Below are 26,755 nucleotides of genomic sequence, written 5' to 3'. Positions count from 1 at the left end.
GTCTAAAGAATACATGTTTCATTTTATAAACAATTTTTATTTTAGTTTAAACTGGTGAATGAATATTGGGTTCCAAAGGTTCAGTATTGATAATTGAGGATAGCCCTGCTGTAGGAATGCTATTGGCTGAATTTATGAGAAAGTTAGGCTATGAAGACATCAAAACTGCTGAATCTGGCCATGCAGGTATTTCTCTATTCAAAGAAATGGTTCAAAAAGACATCACGCCTTTGATCTTCCTTGACTACAATCTTCCTGATAGCACTGCAAATTCTATCATGTCGCAAATTTTACCGATTAAACCATTTACAAAAATCATAATTGAAACTGCAAATGGTAAAGAAGAAGATAGTATCAAAGAAGTAATTGGTTTAGGTGCATATCACTATTTACAAAAACCAATTCACTTTAATGAAGTTGAAAAAATTATCACCATTTTAGAAGAAGAAGAATCTTATCTTGAAAAAAAATCAAAACAACCAGAATTACCAAAAGATGATGATATTGATGAAGAAAAAATTGTTGAACATATTAATTTTATTTTAAAAACAACACATCAAATTAGTCTAAATAAAATCATACAAATTTTAGGATTCTCAAATGATTTCATTGAAACATATTTAAAAAAATTAGAAAATGAAGGGAAAATAGTTCAATTAGATAACAAAAAAGAAATTGCATGCAATCAATGTGATTCTATTCGTACTTCTCAAGTATTTTATTGCCCAAATTGTAAAGGATCAAATTTCAAATTGGGCAAACTAATTGAACACTATGACTGTGGAAATATCTCTGAAGAAAACACATATCAAAATGATGCATGCCCTAACTGTAAAAAAGAGATTAAAGCATTAGGTGTTGATTATAGAGTCATGCAAAATCATTACACTTGTAATGATTGTAATGAATTTTTCCCTGAAATATCTACTAGTTACATTTGTTTGAAATGTGAAAACAAATTCAAATTAGAAGATGCTCGTTGGAAATCAAGCATGAATTACAAAGTAGTTAATACGAAATAATTCCAACTTTTACCAAATACTCTATTCCTTGAACAAATGTTTTATCATCGATAGACCCATCTGCCCACCACCCTGCATTGTTTTTAATCCATTCGGGAACATTTTGTTCTGAATTAGATATTTCTGATTGTTCAGTTACATTGATGATTTCTTCTTTTACCAAATACTCTATTCCTTGAACAAATGTTTTATCATCGATAGACCCATCTGCCCACCACCCTGCATTGTTTTTAATCCATTCGGGAACTGACACAACTAGATTGGAGTTTATTTTTCCAATTGGAACAATTCTATATTCCATAGAGTTTAATTCATCAATTAATTTTTTTAATTCATCAATTTGTTTTTCATTAAATGAATTAACATATGTGGAATTTTCTACATTTGAAAATTCTTGAGGCTGAATAGAAATTACTGAAAACCCATAATTCTTAATGCTCTGAGTTGTTTCAGAAACTATTTGTTGGTTTTCTACTCCTTCAAAAATATTTTTTGATGAAACATATTTTCCAGTAGCAGTTGTTTGAGGATATCTGTATATTTCTTCACCTGTAAACTGAAATGGTGGTGAATCCCCATTAACTAAACTTACACTAATGTGTGTGATGTTGTTTTCTTGTAGGATTTCTAATGTATCAGAATTAAATTTGTTATCTGGCGGAATGAATATTTTGGGTTTAACTCCTATGTTAAGATTGATCATATCAATAGAATCTTTTAGATTTTGATTTTGTTCTTCTTTATTATAATTTGTAAATGGCGTTAACCCTATTCCTTTAGTTGCAATCTCTAATTCCGAATTTCTATTTTCTAATTGGCTATTCACAAATTCAGTAATTTTTGGATCATTTCCAAAAGCATTTGCTATTATTCCTATAGTTAATGGTGTATTTTTTTCTGCAAATGCACTCATTATTTCCATTTGAACATCATTTAGCCAATAATCTTGCACTCCATCCAACCTAAATGCCACACAATTGCATGTATCAATTACCTCTTCTTCAATAACATCTTGTTCAATAATCGCTTCTGTAGGCTCAATTTTACTAATATTGACAATATTAGAGTCCAGTAATACAACTTCATCTAATAGTTGACTTAGCATTTCGAGAGATTCTTCATTCGGTATGTCGTATTCCCCTTGATCATTTAATGAAAATTCTTGTGGGTGAATCATTACTATTGAATATCCCTTGGTGTCCAAATTTTCAATTATTTTACTTTTGACATATTCTTTGTCATGTAGTTTCCATTGAGTTGAATCAATCAGTATTCCAGTTTCAGTAGTTGCAGGAACATTATAAAATAAATCATCATCTATGAATATTGAATCATTATCATCTACATGAGAAATTAAATATGAGAAATTATTTTCCTTTAAAATGTCAATTGTAGCAGAATCGTATAAATTTTGAGGCGGTACAAATATTGTTGGTGTAGTTTCAAAAATTTCTATGATCTTTTGATTTGTATTTAGAATTTTCTCTTTTTGCACATTCTCATTTAAATTAACTAGTGCATCATTATCCCAACTATGATTTGCAATTTCAATATTATTTTTTTCAACATGATCTTTAATTGTTGAAACTAATTTCTCATCTGTTCCTATTAATTCACCAACAATTCCAACTGTCAATGGGATGTTTTTTTCTGCAAATAATTTAATAATTCTTATCTGTGTATCTGCCAACCAATGATCCTGTATGTCATCTAATCGAAATGATATACAATTACAGGATAATAATGGATTTTCTTTTAAATTAAAGTTATTTTGATTTTTGAAAATGTTAAAATTATCTATGTCTCCTGTAACATGAATTATTGTTTTTGGCCAAAGTAGATTCTCAAAATTACTCTGAGACTTTATTTTTACAACATATGTTCCAGATTTCAAATTTCCAAATTGTGCATCCCCTCTAAAATTCACATCTGATGAAACAACATGATTTCCATTCAAATTTGTTAAAATTATCTTATAATCTCCATCATTACTGGTAATCTTTTTTGTGCCTGAAAACAAGTTAATTGTAACTAGTTCTTCAATTATCTCTGGAATATCTGTAACAATTTTTTGATCAGTAGCTATCCCTGGAAGTAGCTTAATTGGAAAATAAGATGTTAGAAACAAGTCTTCTAAATATACATCAGCAATATAATGATCATTTTGTAAATGTGTAGATTGAATCCAATAACGCATTGTATTTCCTTCATCATTTGTCAACCCTCGTCTTAATTCTGAATTATCATGTGATTTTAGAATTACAGTTGCACCTTCAATTGGAGTTTCTCCATTTTTATAAAAAACATTAAACTGTAAACCTCCAGATAACGGAATATCTATGTTAATTTTTTCAGATTTGTCTTCTAATTGGATATATTCCACATCTCCATAAACTCCGTCTGCATACACTTCAATTTTATATCTATGATTTTCTGGAACAGAAATAAAATCAGGGTTACTTGTTAATTTCTTTTCTAAAAATACTTCTTTTTCAAAATCTTGATAAACTAAAATTTTCATTGAATTGAAATCTGCAATGTCTCCATTGGTATATTTGACTTCTACTTCAATTGTTTCATTTTCCTCTGCATATGAATTCTGTACAGATATTGAAAAACTTAGAAACAATGCGATTAGGGATACTAAAAAAATAACATTCAATTTATACACCTATTCTTTTTGCACTTGTCCAAGTAGCTTTCTTGTTTCTCAATTGTTCTATAATTGCTTTTAGTAGTAAGAAATCTACAATCTGTTTAAATCCAAAAACCAAAAAGATTGTATGCCAAAGCAATTTTGGATCTTCATCATCTATTCTTAGTGCTAATGCAGTCATCAAATAATGTACTACTATGAAAATTAATGAAATTTGAAGAATATACAATCCATCTCCCATGATAATTCCTAAAATGGCATTAGCTGTGGCAATAAATCCAATTATTGGAGTCACAACCATGCCTAAGAAAAGATATGGTAATGACAATCGCTGCAAATAACCGAATCTGGGATTTGTGAGTGCATCCGAATGACGCTTTAAAACTTGAATGTTGCCTCTGTACCATCGCTTTCTTTGAGCAACAAAATCTTTCAGGGTGTTTGGCGCTTCAGTATATGCTGTAGCCTTGCTACTTCCCTGAGTGATTAATCCTGCTTTGAGAAGTTTTATTGTTTGATCAAAATCTTCCACGATAGTATCTTTACCATATGCGCCGGCTTCAGTCAAAAATGATTTTCTAAATGCACCTAATGCACCAGGAACTATAGTGATTGAACCAAATACATCGAATGCTCTTCGTATAATTTGGATTCCGGTAATGTACTCCAATGCTTGACATTTTGTAATCCAATTCATTCTATTTCTTACTTTGATATTTCCTGCAACAGCTGCAACATGTTCATTTATTTCAAAACCTTTCACAATTTCTTTTAAGGCATTTCGTCCAATGATAGTGTCTGCATCTACAATTACTATTATCTCCCCTTTAGCATACACCATACCATAGTTTAATGCAGTAGCTTTTCCTCCATTTTCTTTATGAAGAACACGGATTTGATCCTTATACCTTGATGCAATAGACAATGTCGCATCTTTACTGCCATCATCTACAAATATTATTTCCTTGTTAGGATATTTTGTTTCTAACAGACCTTCAATTGTATTTGCAATAACTTTTTCTTCATTGTATGCAGGGATAACAACTGAAATTTTTGGAAATGTTTTAACATCTGCTTGTGCATCTTCTCTATACTTACTAACAACTGCCATTGGAACAAACAACATAACTGACCAAAAGGATATGGTTAATGCCCATAACAAAATTATTCTTACAGGTGATTCAAGTAGTGTATATCCCTCATACGCAATCATAGTACCTATGATGAACGGTGATCCTAAAAGAAATATTAAAAATATTGAAGGTGCACGTCTACCTGTTTCATTTTTTGAATATAATTTTCCAGTTGATCCTAAGACTTGATACAATGTGATAACTCCACCCATGCCCATCGCAATCATGCTTAATGGACCTAAAATGAAATACACACTAGTTACTAGAAACCCAACAATTGCCACAGTCAATCCAATTTGAATTGGATCTGGTTTCTTTTTGTCAATTTCTTGAATTTTAGGAGGAATTATCTTGTTTTTTTCTAAAAGTGGCTTAACACAAATTTCATGATACCAATTATTCTTGTACCTAGATGATTTCTCATCAAGCTTGATTTCAATTTTACATTCAGAACATTTTATCATTTTTGGATTTAAAAAAACGGATTTATCTTTTCTTGTAGTATGTTGAACAGTTTTATCTTTTTTAGATTCTATATCCCTAATCTCTAGCCCTAGAATTCTCTCTAAATACAATCTATCAGAATTAATGATCTCTCTGTTTTGATTTAGTCTCTTTATGAGGTATTGATTTCTTCCATTATCTCCTATTGATTGTTCCATAGCATCTGCTAGCTTTGAGATGATGAGATTTTTATCCAATTTTTGTAATTGTTAAAGCATAATTTGTGATTATATGTGAGTTCGTCATGAAAGTTTTCCTTTCAGTCTATTTTTTTATGCAAAATTATGAAAATGTTATTTTTTAAATTGTGATCTATTTGGATAATTCATAAAATTCTACAGAGTGGGTAAATTGTCTATAATGATCAACTTCATGCCAAAATTTCTCCTCATCTATATTGCGACCCTCATCAATCCACACATTTAGAATTTTTTGCATAAACATTTGTGTGCTTTGATCAATTTGAGGTCTAATTCCGGTCTCTTTTTCAACTCTGTCTCGTTCTTCTTTGAATTTTTTTAATAATCCCTTTAATTGTTTACCGTTCATTTTCGCAGCTTTTTCTCTTTTAGTTGATTGAAGATCTTTTTTCAAATTTGATAAAAAACCCATATTGTAGATATCAAAAATCTATGATTAAAGCGTTACAAACACAATGATAAAAGCAACTGTAACTATGGCTATGGATATTTTCATGAATGACGACATATTGTGAAATAACTTTGTTTAGATAATAATCTTTGATGAATTATAGCTTAGGCAAATTTCCTGTTTTATCTAAATTTGATTTACAAACTTTACAATACAGTCTTATTTCTTTTGAAGGGAACTCTGTACCACAATTCTTACAAGTATAGAAATTCTCCTCTTCCATGATTTCTTTACACAAATAATGAACTTAAGCCTTTGGTTAAATCATAAATTATTTTTACAGTTTATCTTGCAGGTCTTTTGTATCCTCGCTCTATTTTACAATTAGTAGCTGATGATTCTCTAAATTTTTTGCCATCTATCGTACTTTTAGCTTTTTCTTCATTTGTATTTGATTCTATTTTGAAAACTTTTTCAATTGATTCTTTTGTTTTTTTGTTTTTTGTAGGTAGATTATTTGTAGGTGAAATCTTTTTTTTATTTTTAGTTTTAGGTTTATCCAAATTCTGTAAATCTTTCTTACTCCATACGATATTTTTTAAATCCGATGATGATGATTTTTCTTTATTATAATCCCCTAGTGATTTCACCATAAGTATACTTTTCAGATAATCAACTTAAGGGTATTGATATGAAATTCTATTTATTTTCTATTTTTTTCCACTTCTTCTTTTATTGATAGTATACAATCATGACAAATTATGGATTTATCATCCATTTTACGAATTTGTTCATGATTTTGAAATTCTGAATCATATGTTGCTGCAACTACTACTTTATTATGCCATACTTCAAAATCTTCTTTTCTTTTAGAACATATCATACAATTCATGGTTTTGCGGGGTTTTGATCAACTTATGCGTGTTTTCCTTTAAACTAATCTAAATAAATGGGCTAAACAAATCTTGTTTATGAAGAACATTTTCGTTAATGGGTATGGCTCTATTGGAAGTAGAATAGTTTCATTTCTTAAAGATGATCCAGAAATTTCAGTAGTTGGAATTGGGAAATATTCTCCTGATGAAAAAGTTCAAGAGGCGATTTCTAAAGGATTAGATGTTTATGTTCCAGAATCAAAAATGGAATCCTTTTCAAATTATAAGATTTCAGGTTCTATAGAATCTGCATTAGATAAATCAGATTTAGTTATTGATGCAGCTCCTGGCGGACATGGTTACAAAAATAAAAAAAATCTTTACGAACCAAAAAATATTCCTGCCATTTATCAGGGTGGTGAATCTACAATTGGCTCTGAAGCAGTTTCTGATTTATTATTTAATTCTCGAGCAAATTATGATCAAGCACTTGGAAAATACCATGTAATGCAAGGCAGTTGCAATGTTACTGGTATGGGAAGAATTTTAGAACCATTACGTGATAAATTTGGGGATCAATTAGTTAGATTTGATGTGACTCTTGTAAGAAGATGGGCAGATATTGAACAAACTGAAAAAAAACTATCTGACACAATTGAGATGACTGAAAAACCTCATCACGGGGATGATGTTAAACTATACTTTGGAAAAGATGCCCCTCTATATGTTCGTGCAATCAAAGTCCCAACAAGACAAATGCACTTACACATAATGGATATTAGATTCAAAAATAATGCACCTAAACCTTCAGAAATCCATGATGTATTTACTAATGAGTTTGGTGTGGCTACATTATGGACTGCAAAAGGTACCAAAGATGTAAGAGATTATGCGCAAAATATGGGATTTAACTTTATAGATACAAACATGATTCACATTCATGCAAACATGACTACTTCCATAGGTGATACGGTTCAAATGATGTATTCGGATGATCAAACTGGGATTGTAATTCCTGAAAATCACATGTTAATGCAGGCAATGTTATTTGATAAATCATATCAAGATGCATTTGCACATACTGAATCAATATTTCATATGAAAGAAAAGAAAAAAAAGTTACAAGAACATTTTGCTAAAAATAACTAGGTTCTAATTTTTTCAATTCTAATTTTTTTAGGAATATTTTTTGAAACTTTTTCAACAATGATTCGCAATTCATCTACCTCTACCTTATCTCCTTCTTGTGGTATATCTTGCAATCTTTCATGTAACAATCCATTTAGTGATGCATAGTCATCCCCCTCAGGAACTCTTGTTTTGAAAATTTCGTTTATTGTGTCAATGTCAATATCTCCATTTGTTACAATAGTGTCTTGATCAATTTTTTCATATCCTGCCTGTCTAGTTAAATCAGTTTCATCTTCAATTTCACCTACAATTTCTTCAAGCAGATCCTCTAAAGTTACAAGACCTTCTACGCCACCATGTTCATCAACTACAATGGCCATGTGTGTTTTTCTTCCCTTCATTTCTTTCAACAATGCACTGACCATTTTTTCCTGCGATGCAAATACAGGTTTTCTTGCTATTTTTTCAAGACTAGTCATTTTATTGTCTTTTTCTAACTCTTTTAGAACATCCCTTACGTGAATAAATCCTACAATGTCATCACTAGTATCTCCAAAAATTGGAATTCTTGAATGTCCACTTTGATTAATTTGTGGTAATGCTTCAAACAATAACATTTTAGAATTTAATGAAAACATCTTTGTTCTAGGAGTCATAACTGAACGAATTACCGTATCATCAAATTTTAAAGCGCCATGAACCAATTCCATTTCGTCTTTTTCCAAAGCTTTTTCTTCTAACCCTTGATCAATAACACCTTTGATTTCTTCCTCGGTAATTGGTGGTGGGGTATGACTACTGCCGGTAATTTTAACAACCCCTCTAGTGATAATTTCAAAGAATTTCACAATTGGATAAAATGCATAACTAAATGCTAGTAATACTGGTGCATATCTTAGTGCAATTTTTGTAGAGTTTGCATTACAGTATGTTTTTGGAGTGATTTCACCAAATACAAGTATCAAAAATGTCATTACTCCTACAGCAATTCCTAGCCCATCATCTCCAAACAATCTGATTGCTAAACTTGTAGCTAATGCAGAAGCTCCCACATTTACCAAATTATTTCCAAGATTTACACTTGACATCATCCAACTTGGATTCATTTTTAATTTGTGAAGTGCTTTGGCGCCTTTTTTCCCTTCGTTAAACAACTGAACTACTTTGGACTTTCTTACTCCTACCAGGGCTACTTCTAATCCACTGAAGAATCCGGATAATCCAATAAGTACAGCTAGTGCTGATATTTCAATCCATAAATCTACCATATTATTCTCCTAGAAAATTTCTTAGAACAATTGTAACAATTACTCATTTAGTTTTTTTGCACCATCTTTTGGTTGTACTTGTTTTGTAAAACTGGAATTTAAGGCTTGAGATGTTCATAATTTAACGTGCCTAAAATCAAGGCTAATTTTTTGGAGGTTTTGCAAATTTATTTTCTGGATTTCTATGATAATCCACAGGTATCATTGCATCTTTTTGTCTTCCAGTTAGTATACCTACTACCACATCATCTTTTTTGATTATTCCTTCATTCATTAATTTTTTAATCCCAACTACGGATGCACCGGATGCCATTTCACAATCAAACCCGTTTAGGCCTACTACTGACATACCGTCTAACATTTCTGAATCAGTTACAGTAGTGGCAACACCATCAGTAAAATCTAATGCACGTAAGCCTTTCAAAATATTTGCAGGTCTTCCAATTTGTATTGCTGTAGCTTTTGTTTTAGGTCTTAAGCCTTCTTTATCCAAGTGATCATAATATCTTGAAATAAGTTCCGTATTTGGTTTTCCTTTATTCCATCTAAGTTCTTCACCTTCAAATTTACCATTATACAAATCAGATAATGTACCTGCTCCTTCAGAATTGATCACAGCAATTCTTGGAATTTTCTTAATCCATCCCCATTCATATAATTCCATTAATGCTTTACCACAACTTGATGTGTTTCCTAATGCTCCACCAGGATATACTATCCAATCAGGTACTTCCCAGTTCAAATATTCTAATGCTCTAAACGGAATTGTTTTTTGACCTTCAATTCTAAATGGATTAACTGAATTTACTGTATATCCGTCATGATTTTGTGCATCGTCCAATGATTGTTTTAATGCATCATCAAAATTCCCATCAATTTCTACAATCTGTGCTCCAAATTGATATGCTTGACTGAGTTTTCCGGGAGCTATTTGTCCTGCAGGAATATACACATCACAGTTTATTCCCTCATTTGCGGCAAACATTCCAGCTGATGCAGATGTATTTCCAGTAGATGCACAAACAATTTTTTTTGCACCTACCATCTTTGCATGAGTTACAGCAGTAGCCATACCATTATCTTTGAATGAACCACTTGGATTGTATCCCTCAGGTTGTAACCATAAATTATTACTTGAAATCCCGATAAATTCTGCAGCTTTTGACATTTGATATGGTTTTGATTGTCTGCCTTCAGCACCGTCTAATGATACAAGATACTTTGCACACTCATCCATATTTTCTGTATCAATTTGACAAAAATTTAGTAAATCTCTAAATCTCCAAACTCCACTTTCATTAAAAATACTGCCTTCTGAATTTCGTCTTTTGTAAAAAACTTCTTTTAGCGATGTAGGGGGTTTATTTTTGTATTTTACATCTAATAGATGTCCTTTCTCACATTGAACTTGTGTATGTTCAATTGGATATTCTAATCCACATTGAGGATCAATACATTTGAGATAGGCGTCACCTTGCATCGTAATTACAGATAATCAGTGATAATTTAAAGGAAATCCTGTAAATTTTGTTTGAGTTTAGCTATATTTGATAAACTATAGATTGGATGCATCATAAATCAAAATATGGTTTCATATAATGATCATCTAAAAAAAATTCTTTCTCAAACTCTTGATTCTTATGCAATTCTTAAAGAAATTCAAGACAAACCAGGAGATCTAGAAGTTATCAAAAGGGAAATGCTGAAAATCAATGGATTTCTCAAAGTATCCACAAATAATATTGATGAATACAAAATTACTGTGTCTGATTTTAAAAATTTAAAATCTAAATTTAATCATTATTTAGAAAATTATTTCTTTGAAAAAGAAATTGACACCATGGCTCCATTATACTCTAATGATTCTCACCGAATGAAAAACATGAGATTAAAAATCATTGAAGCCTTAGATGATAGGAAAATGATTGAAAGTATAGAGGATTTGATAGAAAAGTTATGACTGAAGAAAAAAAATGTATTCTGTGTGGATGCCGTGATCACAAAATTTTTGGATGTAATAGACACATGTCAAAAAAATGTAGTTGTTTTAAGAATTAATTTGAAATACTTATTTTCGTTTTGGCCCAGATCTTTCATGAAAATTTAAACAACATTTACATTCTTTTTGCAAACATTCTGATTCATTATGATGACCACAAATACCGCATTCACAGCTACTTGACATGATAATGATTGATACATTTCGAATATAATTTATGCACTAATTTTTTATGAGTTTAAGGTCAAAATAGGATTATTTTTTAGATTTTGTCTTTTTTGCAGGTTTGCCTTCAAGCTCTTTTTTGATTTCTTCTGCTTTACTGTCTACTGCTTTGATTATCTCTTGAATTAATCCATCTAAATCACTATCTTCAGCTTCCGGTTCAACGGTACTAGCAATTTCATTGATAGTATTGGAAATTTCAGAACTAACATCTTCAAAACTTTCAGGATCTTCATATGCTGCATTGTAAAGATTTTTGAGGTTATTTACATGGCCAATTACTTGCTCTGTGATTACTATTTTGTAATCGGTTCCATTTACGTCAAATTCTTTTGAACTCATAATGCTTTTTCAAAATCTTTAGTTTATAATGTTTTCAGCTAAAAATTAATTATATTGTATGTTGTAATGCTCAAAACATTATGTAGTCTAATGCTGAGGCATCACTGATCAATCTAGTGTGTTTTGAACCTACAACATAGCCATTTTTAATATCTTCAGCAGGTATCCATCGGTTTGTGGATGAGTAGTGTCTTTTTTCAGCTAATTCTCGTTCAATTGCTTCAATATCAAATTCTGCCTCTTCAACTTGTTGAGTAGTAAGATGTTTGATTGTAACCATGATTTTTGTAACTTTCACACGATCTCCAAATTTCCATTTCAATACTGGGTTTTCATCTGAAACCTCTAACACTTTGATCTTCATCTGTTTTTTACCAAATGCATCATGACTGATTAGTGCTCTTTCATCAGTAAATTCCTCAAAACTAATTCTTGAATTTACTTCTGCATCTGATACTGTTTCAAGTAAGGATTCAGTAATCTTGTCAGATGATTCTGTATTGATGTTATCTTCAGACATATACTTACTTGACATCTTATCCTTAAAAACGATTTGAAGATATTTTCATGTTAGGCACTAGTTCTTTGTTTTGTTTTAAATGGCATTTTACATTCTTTTAGAAAAAGCTCTTTTCTAGTTCCATCTATTTTTGCAAAAAATTTACCCTCATAGGTACATACACAGTCAGTAATTTCTAGAGATTCATCCCAAATTTTGAAATATTCTCGTAATTCTCGACTTTCATACTCTCCAACCCCTATTCTTTTCTTTGAAAGGAATTTGAATGCCAACAAGACATTTCTTTTTTTGTAAATATCAAATGTTTTAATCCAATCCAAGCATCGTTCAATTTGATCTGCAGGTACTGGTAAAGATGTACTTGTGCCTGATTTTGCTTCAATTGTGAATATCGTGCTGTTGGTGGTATTAACAGCTAAAACATCAGGTAATGCAATACTTGGTGATCCTAATCTGAAAGCTTTCCAATCTGAAGTACTTTTGAATCTCTTAACTATGGTATCTTCCCATTGATATCCTCTCTGTCTTCGAGTTCTAGCAGCTTTTTGATTATTCAGTATGGATTTTTCACCAGTCTTTTGTTTTGTAATTGTAAATGATGGGCGTTTATGTCTCAATACCATGTTTTACTTCTATTTAGTATAGTAGAGGAGGTAATTACATAATAACTCAAAGAAATCTTAGATGTGAGTCATATTGATTTTCTGAATCTTTTAAACTGTTAATATCAAATATCAATTATGTCATCTGAGGATATTATTATTGAAAAGCTCTTTGAACAAAGAGACATGAATCTTAGTATGTTAAAGAATCTTGATTTTGAATTATTGATGGATCCTACAGAAAAAGAAATTGAAAAAATTCAAGAGTTGCAAAAAAACACCATTGAAGAATTAAAAAAAATAGAACAAGAAATAGCATTTTTGACTGCTAAAAAATCTTAGAATACAATGAGTTTATCAAACCCTGAAAATGTACCAAAATTATGTTTGATGATCTTGTAAAAAATTTAGTCTCAACGAAACAAATTTTTGCAAAAAATTACTCTGGAAATGCTCACATTCAGGAGGTAATTCCAACATCTACATCCGACAAATTCCCTATAGACACAATAGATTTAGTTTCTCTTCATGATTTTGCGCTAAAAAATCCCATCTACTTTAATCATTTTGAAGAAGAGATAGACGGTATTTTATGTACTGTCTATGAGGGGGATATTAACGAATACTGGTTAAACAGTATCAAACACGGTTCAAGCTGCCAACCATTTTATCCTACATGGATTATGTCTGCATTTTTAATGGCAAGTATTGCAAAAAAAATAGGATATTTAGAATTAGTAGATATTGGTTCTGGTGATGGACGCATTGCATTTTGTGGAAGTGCCATTGGTATGAATTCCCATAGTATTGAAATTGATGATGTTTTAGTTGATTTACAAAAAATAATTAGTTCATCCACTGATCAAAATTTTAATCCCATTTGTCATGATGCATTGGAATTTGATTATTCTACATTAAATCTAAAAAAACCTGTATTTTTTATTGGTGGTCTAGCTCAAATGGGGGGAGATGTATTAGCTACTAGTATTATCGATAGGATAAATTCTATTGAAAATTTGAGAAATGACACTGCAATAGTTTTTGCAGGAACTAACACCAAACGTCAACTATCAGGTAATTTGGAAAACGGAGGATGGAGTACATTAATTGAAAAACATAATCTAAAAGTAATTGATACTGTTTCATTACCTACAATTTGGACTTTTGATCAGAATGTTGAAACTCCTTACATTTTTACAGAATTCAAATAACCTGAAAAGAATAATTTCCATTAACAATTCCACATTTTGAAATTTTTACTCTTTTTCCAATTTCAGGAGGTTCTAAAATATTGGCCATTATTCTGATAGTATTTTCAAATTCAACCATACAGAAATATTGTTCATTTTGCCTTGAAAATTCCATTATTTTACCTTCAAAATCCCCTTCTTTTAGATGAACATTACCAAAACAATGATTACAAGTATCTGATGGAGGCCACACGATTTTTTTACATTCAACACATTCTGGAATGCAAAATTTGCCTTCATTTAATTTAGATTCAAAACTCATTTTTCTAATACCAACACGGTTGAAGAAGTTGCAGCAGCTGACATGTTGTGAATCAATCCAACTTGTGGATTTTCTATTTGCCTATTACCTGCTTTTGTTTGAAGTTGTTGAGTTATTTCAATAGTTTGTGCAATTCCTGTAGCTCCTAAAGGGTGTCCTGAACCAATTAACCCTCCTCTAGGATTTATTTTAAAATTATTTGTCTCGTGTAATTCTTTAACCATGTTAGTTCCTTTACCATCCATTGCAAATCCTAAAGATTCTAGTGCCATAGGTTCACAAACAGAAAATGCATCATGAACTTCAGCAACATCAATATTTTCAATTTTTTTATCAGCCATTTTTAATGCTGATTGACCTGCAAGTTTTGTAGACTCCATAGAACTAAATGAAATATTTTTTGTAAATCCTGCTGAAATTGTTTTTTGACCAATCCCTGCAATCCAAACTGGGTTTTCAGATAGTTGCTTTACTTTATCTTCTGAACCAAGTATTATGGATGCACTTCCAGTACAAGGTCTTGAACAATCTAGTAATTTTAGATCATCTGTTAATTTTTTAGAATTTAATACCTCCTCTATTGAATATGTTTTATTTGACATGGCGTTGGGATTTTCTTTTGCATGTTTGTGGTTTTTGACAGATACTACTGCTAACTCTTCGTCAGAAATTGAATATTCTCGTTTGTATGATTTTGCAAATATGGATGCCCAAAATATGGGGTGTTTGTATTCTCCTCTGGAGTTGTCCCATTCTAAAATTTGTCCTGGGCTATCATATCTTTCAGCTCCTGAAATCAGCACAATATCTGCCAATCCTGATGCTATGTAGGAATAGGCTGAAACAATAGAATTTGTGCCTGAATTACATAGACTTTCTATGGTGTGGGAGATGTTTGGTTGAATTCCTGCCATCTCAGACAAAACAGGGGAGAGATATTTTGAATTATTATTAGTAGATACTAAAACTGCGTCAATATCTTTCCTATCAATTTGAGGATTAGTCTTGAAAAGTTCTTTTGTTGAATTGAGCATAACTGTTTCAATTTTTTGATCATCTTTGGAAAACGGCGTAATCCCATAACCAATTATTCCTACTTTGTTCATGTCATTCATCCAAAAATGTTTTTTTAAATAATTGAAAAGAATCTGATGTTTTTCCAATTGGGTTAAATTGTAAAATTGGTTGATCAATTCCGGCGTTTATAAAATTGTCAAGTTGTTGTTTACATTCATTTGGTGTGCCACAAATGGATAGGGATTGTAGCATAGAATCTGTAACTAGTTCATGATTTGATTTAAATCCAGATTTTTTAAATTCTTCAAAAATATTTTCTGTTTCAGACGAATATCCATTATTTGCCAAAAATTTACGATATATTTCACCAACTGAAACATAGAATGCTATTGTCTTTTTAGCTCGTTGAATTGCATCATCTGGATTTTCTGAAACACACGTTATCAACTGACATGTAACGTCTATCTTTTTCTTTGATTGCATTTTAGATATTGTTTCTTTCATTTCTTTAAGAGGTCGTAGATAGAAAATTACTCCATCTCCAATACTCCAAGCTAAATCTACCATTTTTTTGTTTATTGCTGCAACATAGATTGGAATTTCATTTCTTTTTGGTTTTATCAATAATGTGAAATTATTTAGTTTGAAAATCTCTCCATCATATTTGATTTGTTTACCTGATAATGCTAGGCGGATTATTTCCACATACTCTTTCATTCTTTGTACTGGTTTTTCAAATTTGTTTCCGTGAAATGATTCTACAATTGGAATACTACTTGTGCCTAATCCTAAAATCAATCGTCCATTTGATAATGTGTCAATTGTGGCTGCCCCCATGGCAATAGTTGATGGACTTCTAGAATAGATGTTGATTATGGATGAGCCTATTTTTTGAGTACGGGTTTTTGCAGAAACTGCCCCAAGCATAGAAAAGTTCTCCATACCCCATGTTTCAGGCACCCAGATAGTGTCTATTTTTGTGTTTGATATGATTTCAGAGCATTGTATCACCTCATCAATCGTGAGTAATGATCCTAAACTACAGGCAACACGCATGAATTTAGTATGACTTTTGGATATTCTAGTGTATCTGTTTTAGTAATAGGTTAATTTTGATTGAGGCTGAAGATTATCAGATCAGATCACAAATACAATCATGAGTTTACAATTATTCTCAGAAAAACATGCGGAAAAACCATCATTTTGGGATGATGCCACAAAGTATGCATCAGTTAGCAAAGACGAATCATTTGTTGAAGAAATAGCATATTGTATGGTGACTTTGCACCGTACAGGCGCATAAATTTTAAAAATCTATTTTATTATTTTCTCTACTTCTAAAGAGCATTCTTCCATATCTTTGAATGAATCAACTGAATACCATTTCACATTTTTGAATTTTACAAGATGAAGTTTTCCCTTATTTGCATAATCTGGAAAGACTGTTTTTTCAATATCTCCTTTTATCGGCAAATCTTTGATAATTTTTGATTCTAGATGATAAATTCCTGCATTCATCCACAAATCCGAAATTTCTTTTTTTTCTTTGAATTTTGTAATTTTATCCTCATCTGTTTCTAAAATTCCAAATTTAGTTCGTAATTCCACTGCAGCTATAGCATTGTCTGTTTTAGATAATTTCTTCAAATCAATATTTGTTATTGTATCTCCATTAATTACAAAAAATGTCTTGTCTTTGATCATTTTTGCAGCTTTCTTGATTGCACCACCAGTACCTAGTGGTGTTTTTTCAATTGAATAATTAATTTTTATTCCAATTTTTTTTGTATCTAGATAATTTTCAATCATTTCTTGTTTGTATCCAGTACAAATTATTACTTCGTTGATTCCATATTTTTTAAGATATCTTAACTGCCATTCAATTATTGGTATATTTTTAATTGGGACAAGGGGTTTTGGAACATAATCTGTAATGGGTCTTAGTCTTTTACCCCTACCACCAGCTAAAATTATTGCTTTCATCTATTTTGTGGTAGATTTTTCAGGTTTTATGTTTTCATAATCTACTAGATCTTCCATCTTTTTTGCAAACTCGTTATAGATTTTTTCAAGATCTTTTAATGGCATCTCAATACCAAGTAATTTCATTGTTTTATTCCAAGATTCAATATATTTTTCATCATCTAGTCCTTTTCCAAGGGTTTCAGCTATAGAGTGAACTCCTTCTGTTTTTCCTAAAGCGTAAATGGCAATTTCTTTCTCAGTTAACATGATCATTCATTCTCAGTTGTATCGCTAACGTAGTAATGTAATTCAGTATAACATTCAGGACAATATGGGAAATCTAAAGTTAGTTTTTTCATGATGTTTTACCTTCTTCTGTTATATTGTAATGTAACTCTGTATAGCATTCTTTACAGTAATCTAAATAATCTGTATGATCACAATCATATACTTTATTCACATCATTTTCACATTTTGCACAAATAGGCATGGTATTTTTATTTATGATTTTGAAATTTTGATGCCGCCTAATGCTAATTGGATTGCAGCTGGAACAAACATCATTGCCATTGAGGCCATTGGATCTCTATCTGAAGTTTCTGCAGCAGGAGCAGGATTTGCTAAAACTACAACTCCACCTAGAATGATCAAAATCCCTGAAATGATTATCATAATTCCCAATCCCTTTGAAGGTTCTTTTCTAGATATGAAAAATGCAATTATTGGTAATATCAATGCAGGTCCACCAAGACCCATACCTCTTTGCATATGATCAAGAGGCAAAAATCCATGATCACTATCTGAAGACATTGCAACTGCTACATCTGCAGCATAAAGTGAAAGCAATCCAATTGCTATTCCAGCAAGAATTAATGAAACAGTTAATGCCATACCAAAATGAATTTTTCACAATTAATAAACTTAATCAGATTGATTGTACTGCTGCCCTATCTTTGAGGGTGTTTAGTTTTTCAATCAACTGCGCAATTGATTCACCCTTACTTCCTACTAGGTTGAAATGGCCTAATTTTCTTAGAGGTTTTGAAACTTTTTTTCCATACATTTTCAAAAATACACCCTCATCAGAAATTTCTAGTGGTTTGTACTCCCCTTGAAATTCTTTTGAGCCAAGTATATTGTACATTATTGTATTGTGAATTAATTTGGTACTGCCTAATTCTAAACCCAAAATTGCTCTGAGATGTTGCTCAAATTGTGATGTTTCACTTGATTGTAGTGAATGATGACCAGAGTTGTGAACACGTGGGGCAATTTCATTAATCACTATAGAATCATCTTGGGTTACAAACATCTCAATTCCAAATATTCCTGCACCTTTTAGTACGGCCATGGTCTTTTCTGCAATAAGTTCTGCTTTTTTGGTAATTTCTTCTGAAACTCTTGCAGGAGCTATAGTTTCACGCAATATGTTTTCTTCATGAATATTTTCAACTAGTGGATATGTTTTGATTTGACCTTTTGTATTTCTTGATGCTATTACAGAGACTTCCATTTTGAATGGAACAAATTTCTCCAACAATAATTTTTGTCCCTTAAAATAATCATAAGCCTCTTGAATCATCTCTTCAGAATCAATCTTGTAGTTCCCACGACCATCATATGCGTCTCTTCTAGCTTTTAGTAGTGCAGGATATCCATATTCTTTTAATGTATTTTTGACATCCTCAATATTTTCAATTTTAACAAAATCTGGGACGGGAATATTATTTTCCTTCAAAAAAGTTTTTTGTAAATATTTGTCTTGAATAATTCTTAATGTTTCGGGGGACGGGTTAATTTCTGCATTTTTTTCAACTGATTTTAAAATATCACTATCTCCAGACTCTATTTCATATGTGATGATATCTGATTTTTCAGAGAGTTCAACTATTGCGTCTTTATCTTTAAAATCTGCAATAATTTGTGTGGCACCAACTTGAGCTGCAGGACAATTTTCAGTAGGATCCAATACGATAATTTCAGATATCTCATTAGGCATTTTTTTCGCAGCTTCTGCAATCATCATTCCTAATTGACCTCCACCAATAATGCCAAGAATTTTCCCCATAGCCAAATGTGTATTTTTCGATTAAAAAAATCTAATGTCGATATACAAAATATATCTAATTTTTTGTAATAGAATTGTTAATTACTCTCTAGTTTTTCCTAATATCATGGCCTATTCTAAAAAACCACTTGTTGGAATCATTATGGGATCTAGTTCTGATAGTAGAATTATGCAGGGAGCAGCAGAAATTTTAGATGAGCATAAAATTAAACATGAGGATCAAATCGTATCTGCACATAGAACTCCTGCAAGATTAGCAGAATATGCAAAACATGCTGAAAAAATGGGATTTAAAATTATCATAGCTGGTGCCGGAGGAGCTGCACATTTACCTGGAATGATAGCATCACACACAACCATTCCTGTAATTGGCGTACCAATCTTGGTATACAATGACAAACATCATAAAAAAACAGATACTGAGAAATTTTCTGCATTTGGGGGGCTGGATTCATTATTGTCTATAACTGAAATGCCTTCTGGTTCTCCAGTCGTTGCAGTTGGAGTAAACAAAGCAGGTAATGCTGGAATTTACGCCATGAAAATTCTTGCAAATGAATTTCCAGATTTAAAAAAGAAATTAAAATTACATAAATCAAATCAACATAATTCAGTTATGAAAGAATCAGATCAGTTACAAAAACAAGGCCTTTCAAAATTTGCTAAAAAGAAATTCAATTAATCAAGTCAATAAAGTGAATTGAATATTCTTCTTCTTTAATGAATCAATTAATAATTGAGCTTGCTCTTTTCCTTGTGTTTCTAAACTTAAGGTAACTCCAGCTGATCCTGCATTAATATTCGAACTTAGTCTGTCATGTACAACTTCTATGATATTTGCATTGGCTAGAGATATCTCATCAATTATTTCCTTGAAAGCACCAGGTCTATCAGGCAGTAAAACAGAGATTTTGAGTAATCTGCCCATTGCAGCTAATCCTTTGTCTACAATTTGACCCAAAAGATACATGTCTACATTTCCTCCCGCCAAAACTGCTACGACCTTTTTTCCAACAGCCGGTTTTTTTGAAATTAGATATGCTAAACTTGAGGCACCAGCTGGCTCTACAACAAACTTCATTCTTTCCATTAAGAGGAACATTGCCTTTGTGATTTCAATATCATCCACTAGAACTATTTCATCGATGAGTTCTTTGATCACTGTAAATGTTAATTGTCCTGGCACTTTAACTGAAATGCCATCAGCTATAGTTCTATCGCCACCACTTGAAGTGATTGAACCTTGTTTTACAGAGTCATGCATTGATGGGAATGATTTTGACTGTACTCCTATAACTTTGATATTTGGATTTTTTTCTTTTATTGCAATCAATGTTCCTGCAGCCAATCCGCCACCACCTATGGGCAAATAGATTTCATCTACATCCGGTAGATCTTCTAGTATCTCTAATCCGATAACTCCTTGTGCTGCAATTATTTGTGGATCATCAAATGCATGTATCATTGTAGCCCCAGTCTCTTTGGCTATCTCTTTTGCTTTTGATGATGATTCATCATAATTTACTCCCTCTAAGATTACATTAGCACCATAACCTCTAGTAGCAGCAACTTTTGCAGGAGATGCATTTTTTGGCATTACTATAGTACAAGGTATTTTTTCTAATGAGGATGCAAAGGCAACTCCTTGTGCATGGTTACCTGCTGACGCTGCAACAACACCATGTTTTTTTTCTTCATCCGTTAATGATTTTATTTTAAAATAAGCTCCACGAATTTTAAACGAACCGGTCTTTTGCCGAAACTCTGCTTTTAGATATACATCTGAACCAGTAATCTCACTAAATGTAGGAGTATGTATCAGAGGTGTTTTTTTAATTTCATTACCTCGTAATGCATTTGCAGCTAGTATGTCATCATATGTGGGGTTCATTGGAAATGATGCTATCGGTTTGGTGTATTTTACTTCTTCTACGGAAAAGTTGCATCATTAGTCAAATTTTATGTGTAAAATTTCAGGAATGCCTAAATACTTTGAAATTGTCGTTGAAATTATACACAGGAGCCGGATCTCCCCTTTGAGAGAATATCTCATTTTCCGGTTTCCTGGGTTTTATGAAGATTGAATTACTGTTTCAAGTTCTACTAATCTATTTAGAATATGTTCTTTGGTGGAATCAGACATTTTTCTAGGATCAAATACTCCTTCACGAGTATCGTTTTTAATAAATTCTAAATCTATTGATAACAAACAACCCTCTTCACCTCCAACTAATTTAGGATCATCTATTAGTACAGGAGATGTTTGATATGTTTCTACCAATAATGAATCAAGTTCAGAAAAGAGTTTAGACTTTTTTTCAGACAATTCTTGAAAATCAACTCCAGCATCTTTTTGAATTTCTGAAAAAACTTTTTCTCTAAATTCATCATTTTCATAAAATACTTCAAATAATTTCTGATGATCAAAATCCTTGTATCCCATTTCTTTGAGTTTGTTTAATACAATTTGATCACTATTATCTGAAAGTTGCTCTTGCTCATTTTTTGTTAAATCAACAATCTCCGAAAGCTCTTTTTGACAATCAATAACTCGTTGATCGGGTTTGTAATATAACAAAACATGAAACTGTAATGATAAATGCCCTGAAATCAAATAATTTCCTTCTCTGATTTCAAATTTTGTAAAAATTCTTCTTACATCTTGATTGTTTGTAATTGAAACATCTTGTAGTGACCAATCTTTTAATGAATCATTAATTTTTTGAAAATAGTCTGATATTAATTTTGGATCAAATGTTTTTTGATCAGTAATTGTAGAATCTCCCATCATTACTTTGACATCAATCATTTTTGTCAAATCAATCATTTTTGGCAGATATGATTTTTGGATTAATTCATTTTTTTCATTAAGTAATTGAATGAATTCATTAGATGATCTTGAACCTAATCTCACATGAAATATCGAGAAACTGCTCTCCTTAAACCTTCATGATCAAATCTAAATAGATTGGATGGCAATTATAGGCATGGGGCAATTAAAAAATACTTGTGATAACTGTAATGAAAATATTACAGAGTATTATCATGATGGATACAAGGGAAAAAGAGGTAAATGCCCCAAATGTGGAGTAGATTTCCCCTTAGAATGAGGTAAAATATGACTGAAGAAAAAATTGAGAGCAATCCTGAAACTGAAGAAACAAAAAGTAACAGCGTAGTGGATATGCTACTTAGCAAGAATCAACAGCAGACACTAGATTCTGAAACTATGATTTTAGAAACTCAAAAGCGAGTTTGGGCTGCCCTCAAAAAAGGTTACGAATATTCGGGACTGATTGACGAGTCAGACCAATTTCTAAGAAAAAATGTTTTTTCTAAATTGGATATGGTTGTGCTCTATGTGGATTTGGTGGGCTCCACCACAATGACATTAGAAATGCCTCCAGAAAAAATTGCAATTATCATAAGTTCATTCTCTCAAGAAATGGCAGCTGTTATCAGACAACATCATGGTTATGTTTTAAAATTTGTAGGCGATGCTGTTATTGGTTATTTCGTAGGTGATAAAATGCAAACAGGAGACAATGCTGTAAATTGTGCAAAGTCAATGATTTCAATTATTCAAAAAGGAATTAACCCAATTCTAAATCAATATGATTATCCTGATTTGATGGTAAAGATTGGAGTTGATTTTGGTCAAAATATTGTTGTAAGATATGGGGCAGATGTTGATAACTCTCATGTGGATTTAATGGGTCCTGCTATGAATATTGCAGCAAAAATTCAAAACATGGCAAAACCAAATCAAATTTTGATTGGCAGTGATGTGTACCAAAGATTGCATCCCAGTTATCAAAAAGACTTCATTCAAGTTGTTTGGACAAAAGAAGAATGGAAGTATCGTTCAAGAACTACGGGCGAAACCTACAATGTATATGAATTCAAAGGATAAATTTAAAAATTAAACTGTAAAATTATCGGGACATTCTACATGTTCATAATGATGCTCAGTGAATTTTTCTTGAACAACATAAATTACAATTTTATGAAGATCTTTTTCTCCAATATCCTTTTTGCATTTTAGACATGCTTTTTTTGATGCGTCCATGTGTATCAGCGATCCAAAGTGGGAATCTATAAGGATCTGCGATCAACTCAAGTTGAGCTAAAACGACTGACATTTAGCTTCATTGTTTATCAAATGACTAAAGCAAGCCACAAATATAGCAAATATCGAGGATATTCATGGATAATATGGTAACAAATCACCTACGTGACTTGTATGGATTAAATCCAAATATCCCACATGTAGCATTTCAATTCCCAAGACTTCCACCAGGGTTAGCAAATCCAATGTTCAAAAACCATGAAAATCCAATGAAAAAACAATTTTTACAAAATGCTGAGAATATGGCTCAAAAACTTCAAGGATTCCAACACATGTATCAACAATATGCAGCAGGACTACTTACAATGAATTCAACAGTAATTCCACCAGGACATCCAGCATATACAAGACAAAATTCCATAGAAACACTCCAAACAGAAAATGACAAACTGATAAAAGAAAACATGGAATTGAAGAAAAAATTACAAAAAGAAACAAAATAAAATATCTAGTTCTAAAAATTGCAATTAGACAACATCCTTATTAATTTCGAATATTAGTTTGATCATGGTTAAAACTCCTGCAGATAAATGGAAAGACACTGTTATCAAATATAGAAAACAATGTCAAAAAATTCTTCAAGTATCAAACAGTGTAAGATATGCTGGAGTTGTAAACGCATATGGTAGAACTTTAACTGGAATGATAAAGCCCAACCTTAAACCATTATTACAATCAGAAGATTTCAAAAATGAATTATTTGTAATATCCACACTAATCTCATTAAGAAAAGACTCAGTCAGTTCTGTTGGAAAATTAGAACATGTGATTTTACAACATCAAAAAATTACAATATTAATTTTACAGAAAAATAATGTGACATATTATGTGTCACTTAATAGAAAAGAAAAAGACTTAGAGAATATTGTTTCTTCAATTAAGAAAGCAATCTAAGCTGGTGTAAATCCTTGATATCCGCCTGTTTGTTGATCTTTATCATCAAAGATAGGTTCGAATAAAGAAATAAGATAGCCGTCAGGATCTAAAATGATCGCATTTTTTCCTGCATCTTTTTCAATAATATCACGATGTATTGTGACACCTTTTTCTTTTAATTCGTCAACTGCAGACTGAACATCGCCAACAAGAAATCCCAAAGTAATTCCACTATCAATAGAATCACCAACATGTTGAGCTGTTAACGATGCGGGATGTAAACTCAATAAAGCACCAGTTGTACCCAAATCAATCCAGGATCTTCTTTGATTCTTAATTGGAAGACCTATGATTTCATGGTAAAATTGTAGGGATTTGTCAATGTCTTTTACTGCTAAAATTACATTGCCTACTTTTTTGATGTTCACAGATATACTTAGTCAGAAGTTCTTTAAATCCATTGCTCATTGCACTTCAACCATGGTTTCAGTTCTATCAACCCCACTGATTTTTTGAATCTGATTTGCAACTTCTTTAATCTCTACTAATTCTGCAACATCAATTATTGCAACTGCATCAAATTGACCACTAGTTGGGAATGAATCCGTGACAGATGTAATTTTTTTTAATCTAGCTGCTATTAGTTTTTTAGGAGATTTAACTAAAATGATTGCCCTTACCATCCCAAATCAACCTCCACTTCTATCAATGTCTCAGTTGTTACAATGTCTTTAATTTTTTTAAAATCAATTACAATACTGTTTATTTCATCAATATTTCCCTGTAATAGAACACTGATATCAGCTCTTCCTGCAACAACCATAATCTGTTTTACAATTTTTCGTTTTTTCTTTAAAATTGCAACAACAGAATCAACCTTACCAGGTTTAACAGTGATTAAACATAATGCACGCATGAATAGTGTATGTTACCGAATCTGATAAAGATTCCTAGTCAGATGCTTCTTGAGAGCGAGCCTCTTCAAGATATGCTCGTCGTTCTTCATTGATTTGTTCTTGATCAATCTTAATATCATCATCTACTATTACAATACCCATATCGATTGGAGGTTCATTTTTTGGTTTTTTAGTTTTAGTACCTTTAGCTTTTGTGGTTTTAGCTTTTGTGGTTGTTTTCTTTGCAGGTGTTTTTTTTGTAGTTTTCTTTACTGCTTTTTTTTCAGCCATGAATCTCGAAAATCAAGAGGTGGGGTGGTTTTTAAAGATTATGCAGAATGGAATTTAGAACAATTTCTCAACACATCATCGATCAAAGAGGCCACCTGAGTCAAGTTTTGACGCATAATTGACTTTATCATTTAATGATCTATATCCACATTATTGGAGGTGAAAGGACATAGCAACATTAGCAGATTACCAAATAATCGGAGATAGTGCATCATTGGCAAAAATAGGGGAGCAATCATTTACAATTACATTTGTAGAGGATTCTGACTATACACAGGGTGAAACAGTCACAAAAGGAGTGAAAATCACAACAAAAGAAATGTTTGAAGTGGATGGAAATCACATCAACAAATTTCATACTACTAGAGTGGCAATAGTTAACAGATTCAAGAATGAAAAATTACGAGAAGATGTTAACGTAAAACAAATTCCATTAGGACCCGTCAAATGCATCTCTGAAAAATCAGCATCAGGAAAGAATTTCTTTAATCTTGTAGATGCATAATTTTAGAAAAATTTGAGAAAAAAAGGTTTTCCACCTTTTCTTTATTTTGTTTAAGAAAAGGGAATAAAATGAAAACCAAATATGCTACATCAAAAATCTACTTAACTCTATTGTAATTTTAAAAAATGACGACATATTTTGTTCATAATATCTTAAATCCCATACAAAGTAGTAAAATGTATGATTTCTAAAATTTCAATTGTGGTCTTATTGTGCAGCATTCCATTAATGTTCATAATACTAACACCCCAAACAGCTCTAGATTGTACAGGGAATGCCCTATGTCTAAAGGGAAAAATCACGAATGTTGTTGATGGAGATACAATTGATGTGGGAGAAACCAGAGTGAGATTAGCACTCACATCCACTCCAGAATTAAATGATTTAGGAGGTATAGAATCAAAGATTTTCGTTGAAGAAAAATGTCCAATTAATTCAGAGGTATTAATTGATGAAGATGATGGGCAAATTGAAGGAAGTTATGGCGGGGTAATAGCCAAAGTGTACTGCCAAGGAGTTTTACTTAATGAGGAAATTTTAGAAAAAGGGCACGGAGAGATTAAAACAATTCATTGTTTTGACAGTGAATTCAAGGAAGAATCCTGGGCTAAGAAGTTTGGATGTTAGT

General features: G+C 31.6%; 38 protein-coding genes. 13 read left to right on the top strand and 25 right to left on the bottom strand.

The genetic code is table 11. The features are described 5' to 3' along the window. Window positions 1-65 precede the first annotated feature (65 nt). Window positions 66-1,022, top strand: coding sequence for a TackOD1 domain-containing metal-binding protein (locus C5F47_RS04870; RefSeq protein WP_179359996.1), 957 nt, complete (start codon window positions 66-68; stop codon window positions 1,020-1,022). On the opposite strand, the gene C5F47_RS04865 is transcribed toward C5F47_RS04870, so the two are convergent. From C5F47_RS04865 to C5F47_RS04845, 5 genes are all read right to left on the bottom strand, one after another. Then, complete coding sequence (locus C5F47_RS04865; RefSeq protein ID WP_179359995.1) at window positions 1,009-3,684, bottom strand: polysaccharide deacetylase family protein; 2,676 nt, start codon at window positions 3,682-3,684, stop codon at window positions 1,009-1,011. The genes C5F47_RS04870 and C5F47_RS04865 overlap by 14 nt on opposite strands. A 1-nt stretch (window position 3,685) precedes the next feature. After that, on the bottom strand, window positions 3,686-5,512 hold the full coding sequence (locus C5F47_RS04860) for a glycosyltransferase family 2 protein (protein WP_179359994.1): 1,827 nt from the start codon (window positions 5,510-5,512) through the stop codon (window positions 3,686-3,688). A 115-nt stretch (window positions 5,513-5,627) separates the two neighbouring features. Next, on the bottom strand, window positions 5,628-5,927 hold the full coding sequence (locus C5F47_RS04855) for a hypothetical protein (protein WP_179359993.1): 300 nt from the start codon (window positions 5,925-5,927) through the stop codon (window positions 5,628-5,630). A 323-nt stretch (window positions 5,928-6,250) separates the two neighbouring features. Then, on the bottom strand, window positions 6,251-6,559 hold the full coding sequence (locus C5F47_RS04850; protein ID WP_179359992.1) for a hypothetical protein: 309 nt from the start codon (window positions 6,557-6,559) through the stop codon (window positions 6,251-6,253). Between the two features lie 50 nt (window positions 6,560-6,609). Continuing rightward, window positions 6,610-6,798: a hypothetical protein gene (locus tag C5F47_RS04845; protein ID WP_179359991.1), complete on the bottom strand. Its 189-nt coding sequence runs from the start codon at window positions 6,796-6,798 to the stop codon at window positions 6,610-6,612. 79 nt (window positions 6,799-6,877) lie between these two features. On the opposite strand from C5F47_RS04845, the gene C5F47_RS04840 reads away from it, so the two are divergent. After that, a complete protein-coding gene (locus tag C5F47_RS04840; protein WP_179359990.1) occupies window positions 6,878-7,930 on the top strand; it encodes a type II glyceraldehyde-3-phosphate dehydrogenase in 1,053 nt (350 codons plus the stop codon). On the opposite strand, the gene C5F47_RS04835 is transcribed toward C5F47_RS04840, so the two are convergent. Continuing rightward, entirely contained in the window at window positions 7,927-9,180 is a 1,254-nt protein-coding gene (locus C5F47_RS04835) for a hemolysin family protein (protein ID WP_179359989.1), read from the bottom strand. The two genes, C5F47_RS04840 and C5F47_RS04835, sit on opposite strands and share 4 nt — an antisense overlap. A gap of 142 nt (window positions 9,181-9,322) precedes the next feature. Next, window positions 9,323-10,660, bottom strand: a complete 1,338-nt coding sequence (gene thrC, locus C5F47_RS04830) for a threonine synthase (RefSeq protein ID WP_179359988.1) — start codon at window positions 10,658-10,660, stop codon at window positions 9,323-9,325. 105 nt (window positions 10,661-10,765) lie between these two features. On the opposite strand from thrC, the gene C5F47_RS04825 reads away from it, so the two are divergent. Continuing rightward, window positions 10,766-11,140 (top strand): hypothetical protein, encoded by a 375-nt coding sequence (locus tag C5F47_RS04825; RefSeq protein ID WP_179359987.1) that lies wholly within the window; start codon window positions 10,766-10,768, stop codon window positions 11,138-11,140. A gap of 294 nt (window positions 11,141-11,434) precedes the next feature. Here C5F47_RS04825 and C5F47_RS04820 read toward each other — a convergent pair whose 3' ends face one another. The 3 genes from C5F47_RS04820 to C5F47_RS04810 all read right to left on the bottom strand — a co-directional run bounded on the left by C5F47_RS04820 (window position 11,435) and on the right by C5F47_RS04810 (window position 12,889). After that, window positions 11,435-11,746 carry a hypothetical protein gene (locus tag C5F47_RS04820; RefSeq protein WP_179359986.1) on the bottom strand — a complete coding sequence of 104 codons (312 nt, stop codon included), beginning with the start codon at window positions 11,744-11,746 and terminating at the stop codon, window positions 11,435-11,437. A 70-nt stretch (window positions 11,747-11,816) separates the two neighbouring features. Then, on the bottom strand, window positions 11,817-12,266 hold the full coding sequence (locus C5F47_RS04815; protein ID WP_179359985.1) for a hypothetical protein: 450 nt from the start codon (window positions 12,264-12,266) through the stop codon (window positions 11,817-11,819). Between the two features lie 50 nt (window positions 12,267-12,316). Beyond that, on the bottom strand, window positions 12,317-12,889 hold the full coding sequence (locus C5F47_RS04810; protein WP_179359984.1) for a PDDEXK family nuclease: 573 nt from the start codon (window positions 12,887-12,889) through the stop codon (window positions 12,317-12,319). Between the two features lie 117 nt (window positions 12,890-13,006). On the opposite strand from C5F47_RS04810, the gene C5F47_RS04805 reads away from it, so the two are divergent. Both C5F47_RS04805 and C5F47_RS04800 read left to right on the top strand, forming a co-directional pair. Beyond that, on the top strand, window positions 13,007-13,210 hold the full coding sequence (locus C5F47_RS04805) for a hypothetical protein (protein ID WP_179359983.1): 204 nt from the start codon (window positions 13,007-13,009) through the stop codon (window positions 13,208-13,210). A gap of 41 nt (window positions 13,211-13,251) precedes the next feature. Continuing rightward, window positions 13,252-14,079: a hypothetical protein gene (locus tag C5F47_RS04800; protein WP_179359982.1), complete on the top strand. Its 828-nt coding sequence runs from the start codon at window positions 13,252-13,254 to the stop codon at window positions 14,077-14,079. On the opposite strand, the gene C5F47_RS04795 is transcribed toward C5F47_RS04800, so the two are convergent. From C5F47_RS04795 to C5F47_RS04785, 3 genes are read right to left on the bottom strand one after another with little or no spacing between them, the layout of a single operon-like run. Then, window positions 14,072-14,380 (bottom strand): PhlB family protein, encoded by a 309-nt coding sequence (locus tag C5F47_RS04795; protein ID WP_179359981.1) that lies wholly within the window; start codon window positions 14,378-14,380, stop codon window positions 14,072-14,074. The two genes, C5F47_RS04800 and C5F47_RS04795, sit on opposite strands and share 8 nt — an antisense overlap. Next, window positions 14,377-15,486, bottom strand: coding sequence for a thiolase C-terminal domain-containing protein (locus tag C5F47_RS04790; protein WP_179359980.1), 1,110 nt, complete (start codon window positions 15,484-15,486; stop codon window positions 14,377-14,379). The genes C5F47_RS04795 and C5F47_RS04790 overlap by 4 nt, the downstream gene beginning before the upstream one ends. A gap of 1 nt (window position 15,487) precedes the next feature. After that, window positions 15,488-16,453: an LLM class flavin-dependent oxidoreductase gene (locus C5F47_RS04785; RefSeq protein ID WP_179359979.1), complete on the bottom strand. Its 966-nt coding sequence runs from the start codon at window positions 16,451-16,453 to the stop codon at window positions 15,488-15,490. 100 nt (window positions 16,454-16,553) lie between these two features. Between C5F47_RS04785 and C5F47_RS04780 the strand changes: the two genes are divergently transcribed. After that, window positions 16,554-16,700, top strand: a complete 147-nt coding sequence (locus C5F47_RS04780; RefSeq protein ID WP_179359978.1) for a hypothetical protein — start codon at window positions 16,554-16,556, stop codon at window positions 16,698-16,700. A gap of 11 nt (window positions 16,701-16,711) precedes the next feature. On the opposite strand, the gene C5F47_RS04775 is transcribed toward C5F47_RS04780, so the two are convergent. The 5 genes from C5F47_RS04775 to C5F47_RS04760 all read right to left on the bottom strand — a co-directional run bounded on the left by C5F47_RS04775 (window position 16,712) and on the right by C5F47_RS04760 (window position 19,430). Then, window positions 16,712-17,380 (bottom strand): nucleotidyltransferase family protein, encoded by a 669-nt coding sequence (locus tag C5F47_RS04775; RefSeq protein ID WP_179359977.1) that lies wholly within the window; start codon window positions 17,378-17,380, stop codon window positions 16,712-16,714. Further along, a complete protein-coding gene (locus C5F47_RS04770; protein ID WP_179359976.1) occupies window positions 17,381-17,629 on the bottom strand; it encodes a hypothetical protein in 249 nt (82 codons plus the stop codon). A gap of 88 nt (window positions 17,630-17,717) precedes the next feature. Continuing rightward, the gene (locus C5F47_RS09765) at window positions 17,718-17,852 is read right to left on the bottom strand and encodes a hypothetical protein (RefSeq protein ID WP_281361056.1); all 135 of its coding nucleotides are present in this window, start codon (window positions 17,850-17,852) and stop codon (window positions 17,718-17,720) included. Between the two features lie 11 nt (window positions 17,853-17,863). Then, on the bottom strand, window positions 17,864-18,253 hold the full coding sequence (locus tag C5F47_RS04765; protein ID WP_179359975.1) for a hypothetical protein: 390 nt from the start codon (window positions 18,251-18,253) through the stop codon (window positions 17,864-17,866). Window positions 18,254-18,287: 34 nt separating this feature from the next. Next, window positions 18,288-19,430, bottom strand: a complete 1,143-nt coding sequence (locus C5F47_RS04760; protein ID WP_179359974.1) for a 5-(carboxyamino)imidazole ribonucleotide synthase — start codon at window positions 19,428-19,430, stop codon at window positions 18,288-18,290. Window positions 19,431-19,536: 106 nt separating this feature from the next. Between C5F47_RS04760 and purE the strand changes: the two genes are divergently transcribed. Further along, window positions 19,537-20,112, top strand: a complete 576-nt coding sequence (gene purE, locus C5F47_RS04755) for a 5-(carboxyamino)imidazole ribonucleotide mutase (RefSeq protein ID WP_179359973.1) — start codon at window positions 19,537-19,539, stop codon at window positions 20,110-20,112. Here the strand turns inward: purE and ilvA are convergent, their stop codons facing one another. Together ilvA and C5F47_RS04745 are read right to left on the bottom strand one after the other, a co-directional pair. Beyond that, entirely contained in the window at window positions 20,113-21,321 is a 1,209-nt protein-coding gene (ilvA, locus tag C5F47_RS04750) for a threonine ammonia-lyase (RefSeq protein ID WP_179359972.1), read from the bottom strand. Between the two features lie 180 nt (window positions 21,322-21,501). Further along, window positions 21,502-22,344, bottom strand: a complete 843-nt coding sequence (locus C5F47_RS04745) for a hypothetical protein (RefSeq protein WP_179359971.1) — start codon at window positions 22,342-22,344, stop codon at window positions 21,502-21,504. Window positions 22,345-22,417: 73 nt separating this feature from the next. Here C5F47_RS04745 and C5F47_RS09760 point away from each other — a divergent pair, with 73 nt between their 5' ends. Together C5F47_RS09760 and C5F47_RS04740 are read left to right on the top strand one after the other, a co-directional pair. Next, window positions 22,418-22,540 carry a hypothetical protein gene (locus tag C5F47_RS09760; RefSeq protein WP_281361055.1) on the top strand — a complete coding sequence of 41 codons (123 nt, stop codon included), beginning with the start codon at window positions 22,418-22,420 and terminating at the stop codon, window positions 22,538-22,540. Window positions 22,541-22,548: 8 nt separating this feature from the next. After that, complete coding sequence (locus C5F47_RS04740) at window positions 22,549-23,343, top strand: adenylate/guanylate cyclase domain-containing protein (protein WP_179359970.1); 795 nt, start codon at window positions 22,549-22,551, stop codon at window positions 23,341-23,343. A 9-nt stretch (window positions 23,344-23,352) separates the two neighbouring features. Here C5F47_RS04740 and C5F47_RS04735 read toward each other — a convergent pair whose 3' ends face one another. Continuing rightward, the gene (locus tag C5F47_RS04735; protein WP_179359969.1) at window positions 23,353-23,499 is read right to left on the bottom strand and encodes a hypothetical protein; all 147 of its coding nucleotides are present in this window, start codon (window positions 23,497-23,499) and stop codon (window positions 23,353-23,355) included. Between the two features lie 137 nt (window positions 23,500-23,636). Between C5F47_RS04735 and C5F47_RS04730 the strand changes: the two genes are divergently transcribed. Together C5F47_RS04730 and C5F47_RS04725 are read left to right on the top strand one after the other, a co-directional pair. Beyond that, the gene (locus C5F47_RS04730; protein ID WP_179359968.1) at window positions 23,637-24,002 is read left to right on the top strand and encodes a hypothetical protein; all 366 of its coding nucleotides are present in this window, start codon (window positions 23,637-23,639) and stop codon (window positions 24,000-24,002) included. A gap of 64 nt (window positions 24,003-24,066) precedes the next feature. Further along, a complete protein-coding gene (locus C5F47_RS04725; protein ID WP_179359967.1) occupies window positions 24,067-24,453 on the top strand; it encodes a hypothetical protein in 387 nt (128 codons plus the stop codon). On the opposite strand, the gene C5F47_RS04720 is transcribed toward C5F47_RS04725, so the two are convergent. Genes C5F47_RS04720 through C5F47_RS04705 form a run of 4 tightly spaced genes read right to left on the bottom strand, consistent with a single transcriptional unit; the run spans window position 24,450 to window position 25,622 of the window. Further along, window positions 24,450-24,863, bottom strand: a complete 414-nt coding sequence (locus tag C5F47_RS04720; protein ID WP_179359966.1) for a VOC family protein — start codon at window positions 24,861-24,863, stop codon at window positions 24,450-24,452. The two genes, C5F47_RS04725 and C5F47_RS04720, sit on opposite strands and share 4 nt — an antisense overlap. 36 nt (window positions 24,864-24,899) lie before the next feature. Beyond that, window positions 24,900-25,118, bottom strand: a complete 219-nt coding sequence (locus C5F47_RS04715; RefSeq protein ID WP_179359965.1) for an Lrp/AsnC ligand binding domain-containing protein — start codon at window positions 25,116-25,118, stop codon at window positions 24,900-24,902. Further along, window positions 25,112-25,351 carry a hypothetical protein gene (locus C5F47_RS04710; RefSeq protein ID WP_179359964.1) on the bottom strand — a complete coding sequence of 80 codons (240 nt, stop codon included), beginning with the start codon at window positions 25,349-25,351 and terminating at the stop codon, window positions 25,112-25,114. The genes C5F47_RS04715 and C5F47_RS04710 overlap by 7 nt, the downstream gene beginning before the upstream one ends. Before the next feature lie 34 nt (window positions 25,352-25,385). After that, a complete protein-coding gene (locus C5F47_RS04705) occupies window positions 25,386-25,622 on the bottom strand; it encodes a hypothetical protein (protein WP_179359963.1) in 237 nt (78 codons plus the stop codon). A 214-nt stretch (window positions 25,623-25,836) separates the two neighbouring features. On the opposite strand from C5F47_RS04705, the gene C5F47_RS04700 reads away from it, so the two are divergent. Beyond that, a complete protein-coding gene (locus C5F47_RS04700) occupies window positions 25,837-26,127 on the top strand; it encodes a hypothetical protein (protein WP_179361724.1) in 291 nt (96 codons plus the stop codon). Window positions 26,128-26,307: 180 nt separating this feature from the next. Continuing rightward, window positions 26,308-26,754, top strand: coding sequence for a thermonuclease family protein (locus C5F47_RS04695; RefSeq protein ID WP_179361723.1), 447 nt, complete (start codon window positions 26,308-26,310; stop codon window positions 26,752-26,754). Window position 26,755: the final 1 nt, after the last annotated feature.

The organism is Nitrosopumilus cobalaminigenes, from assembly GCF_013407145.1.
Classification (GTDB): domain Archaea; phylum Thermoproteota; class Nitrososphaeria; order Nitrososphaerales; family Nitrosopumilaceae; genus Nitrosopumilus; species Nitrosopumilus cobalaminigenes.
The sequence above is the reverse complement of the archived record's forward strand: the minus strand, read 5'-3'. Positions and strand labels throughout refer to the sequence as shown.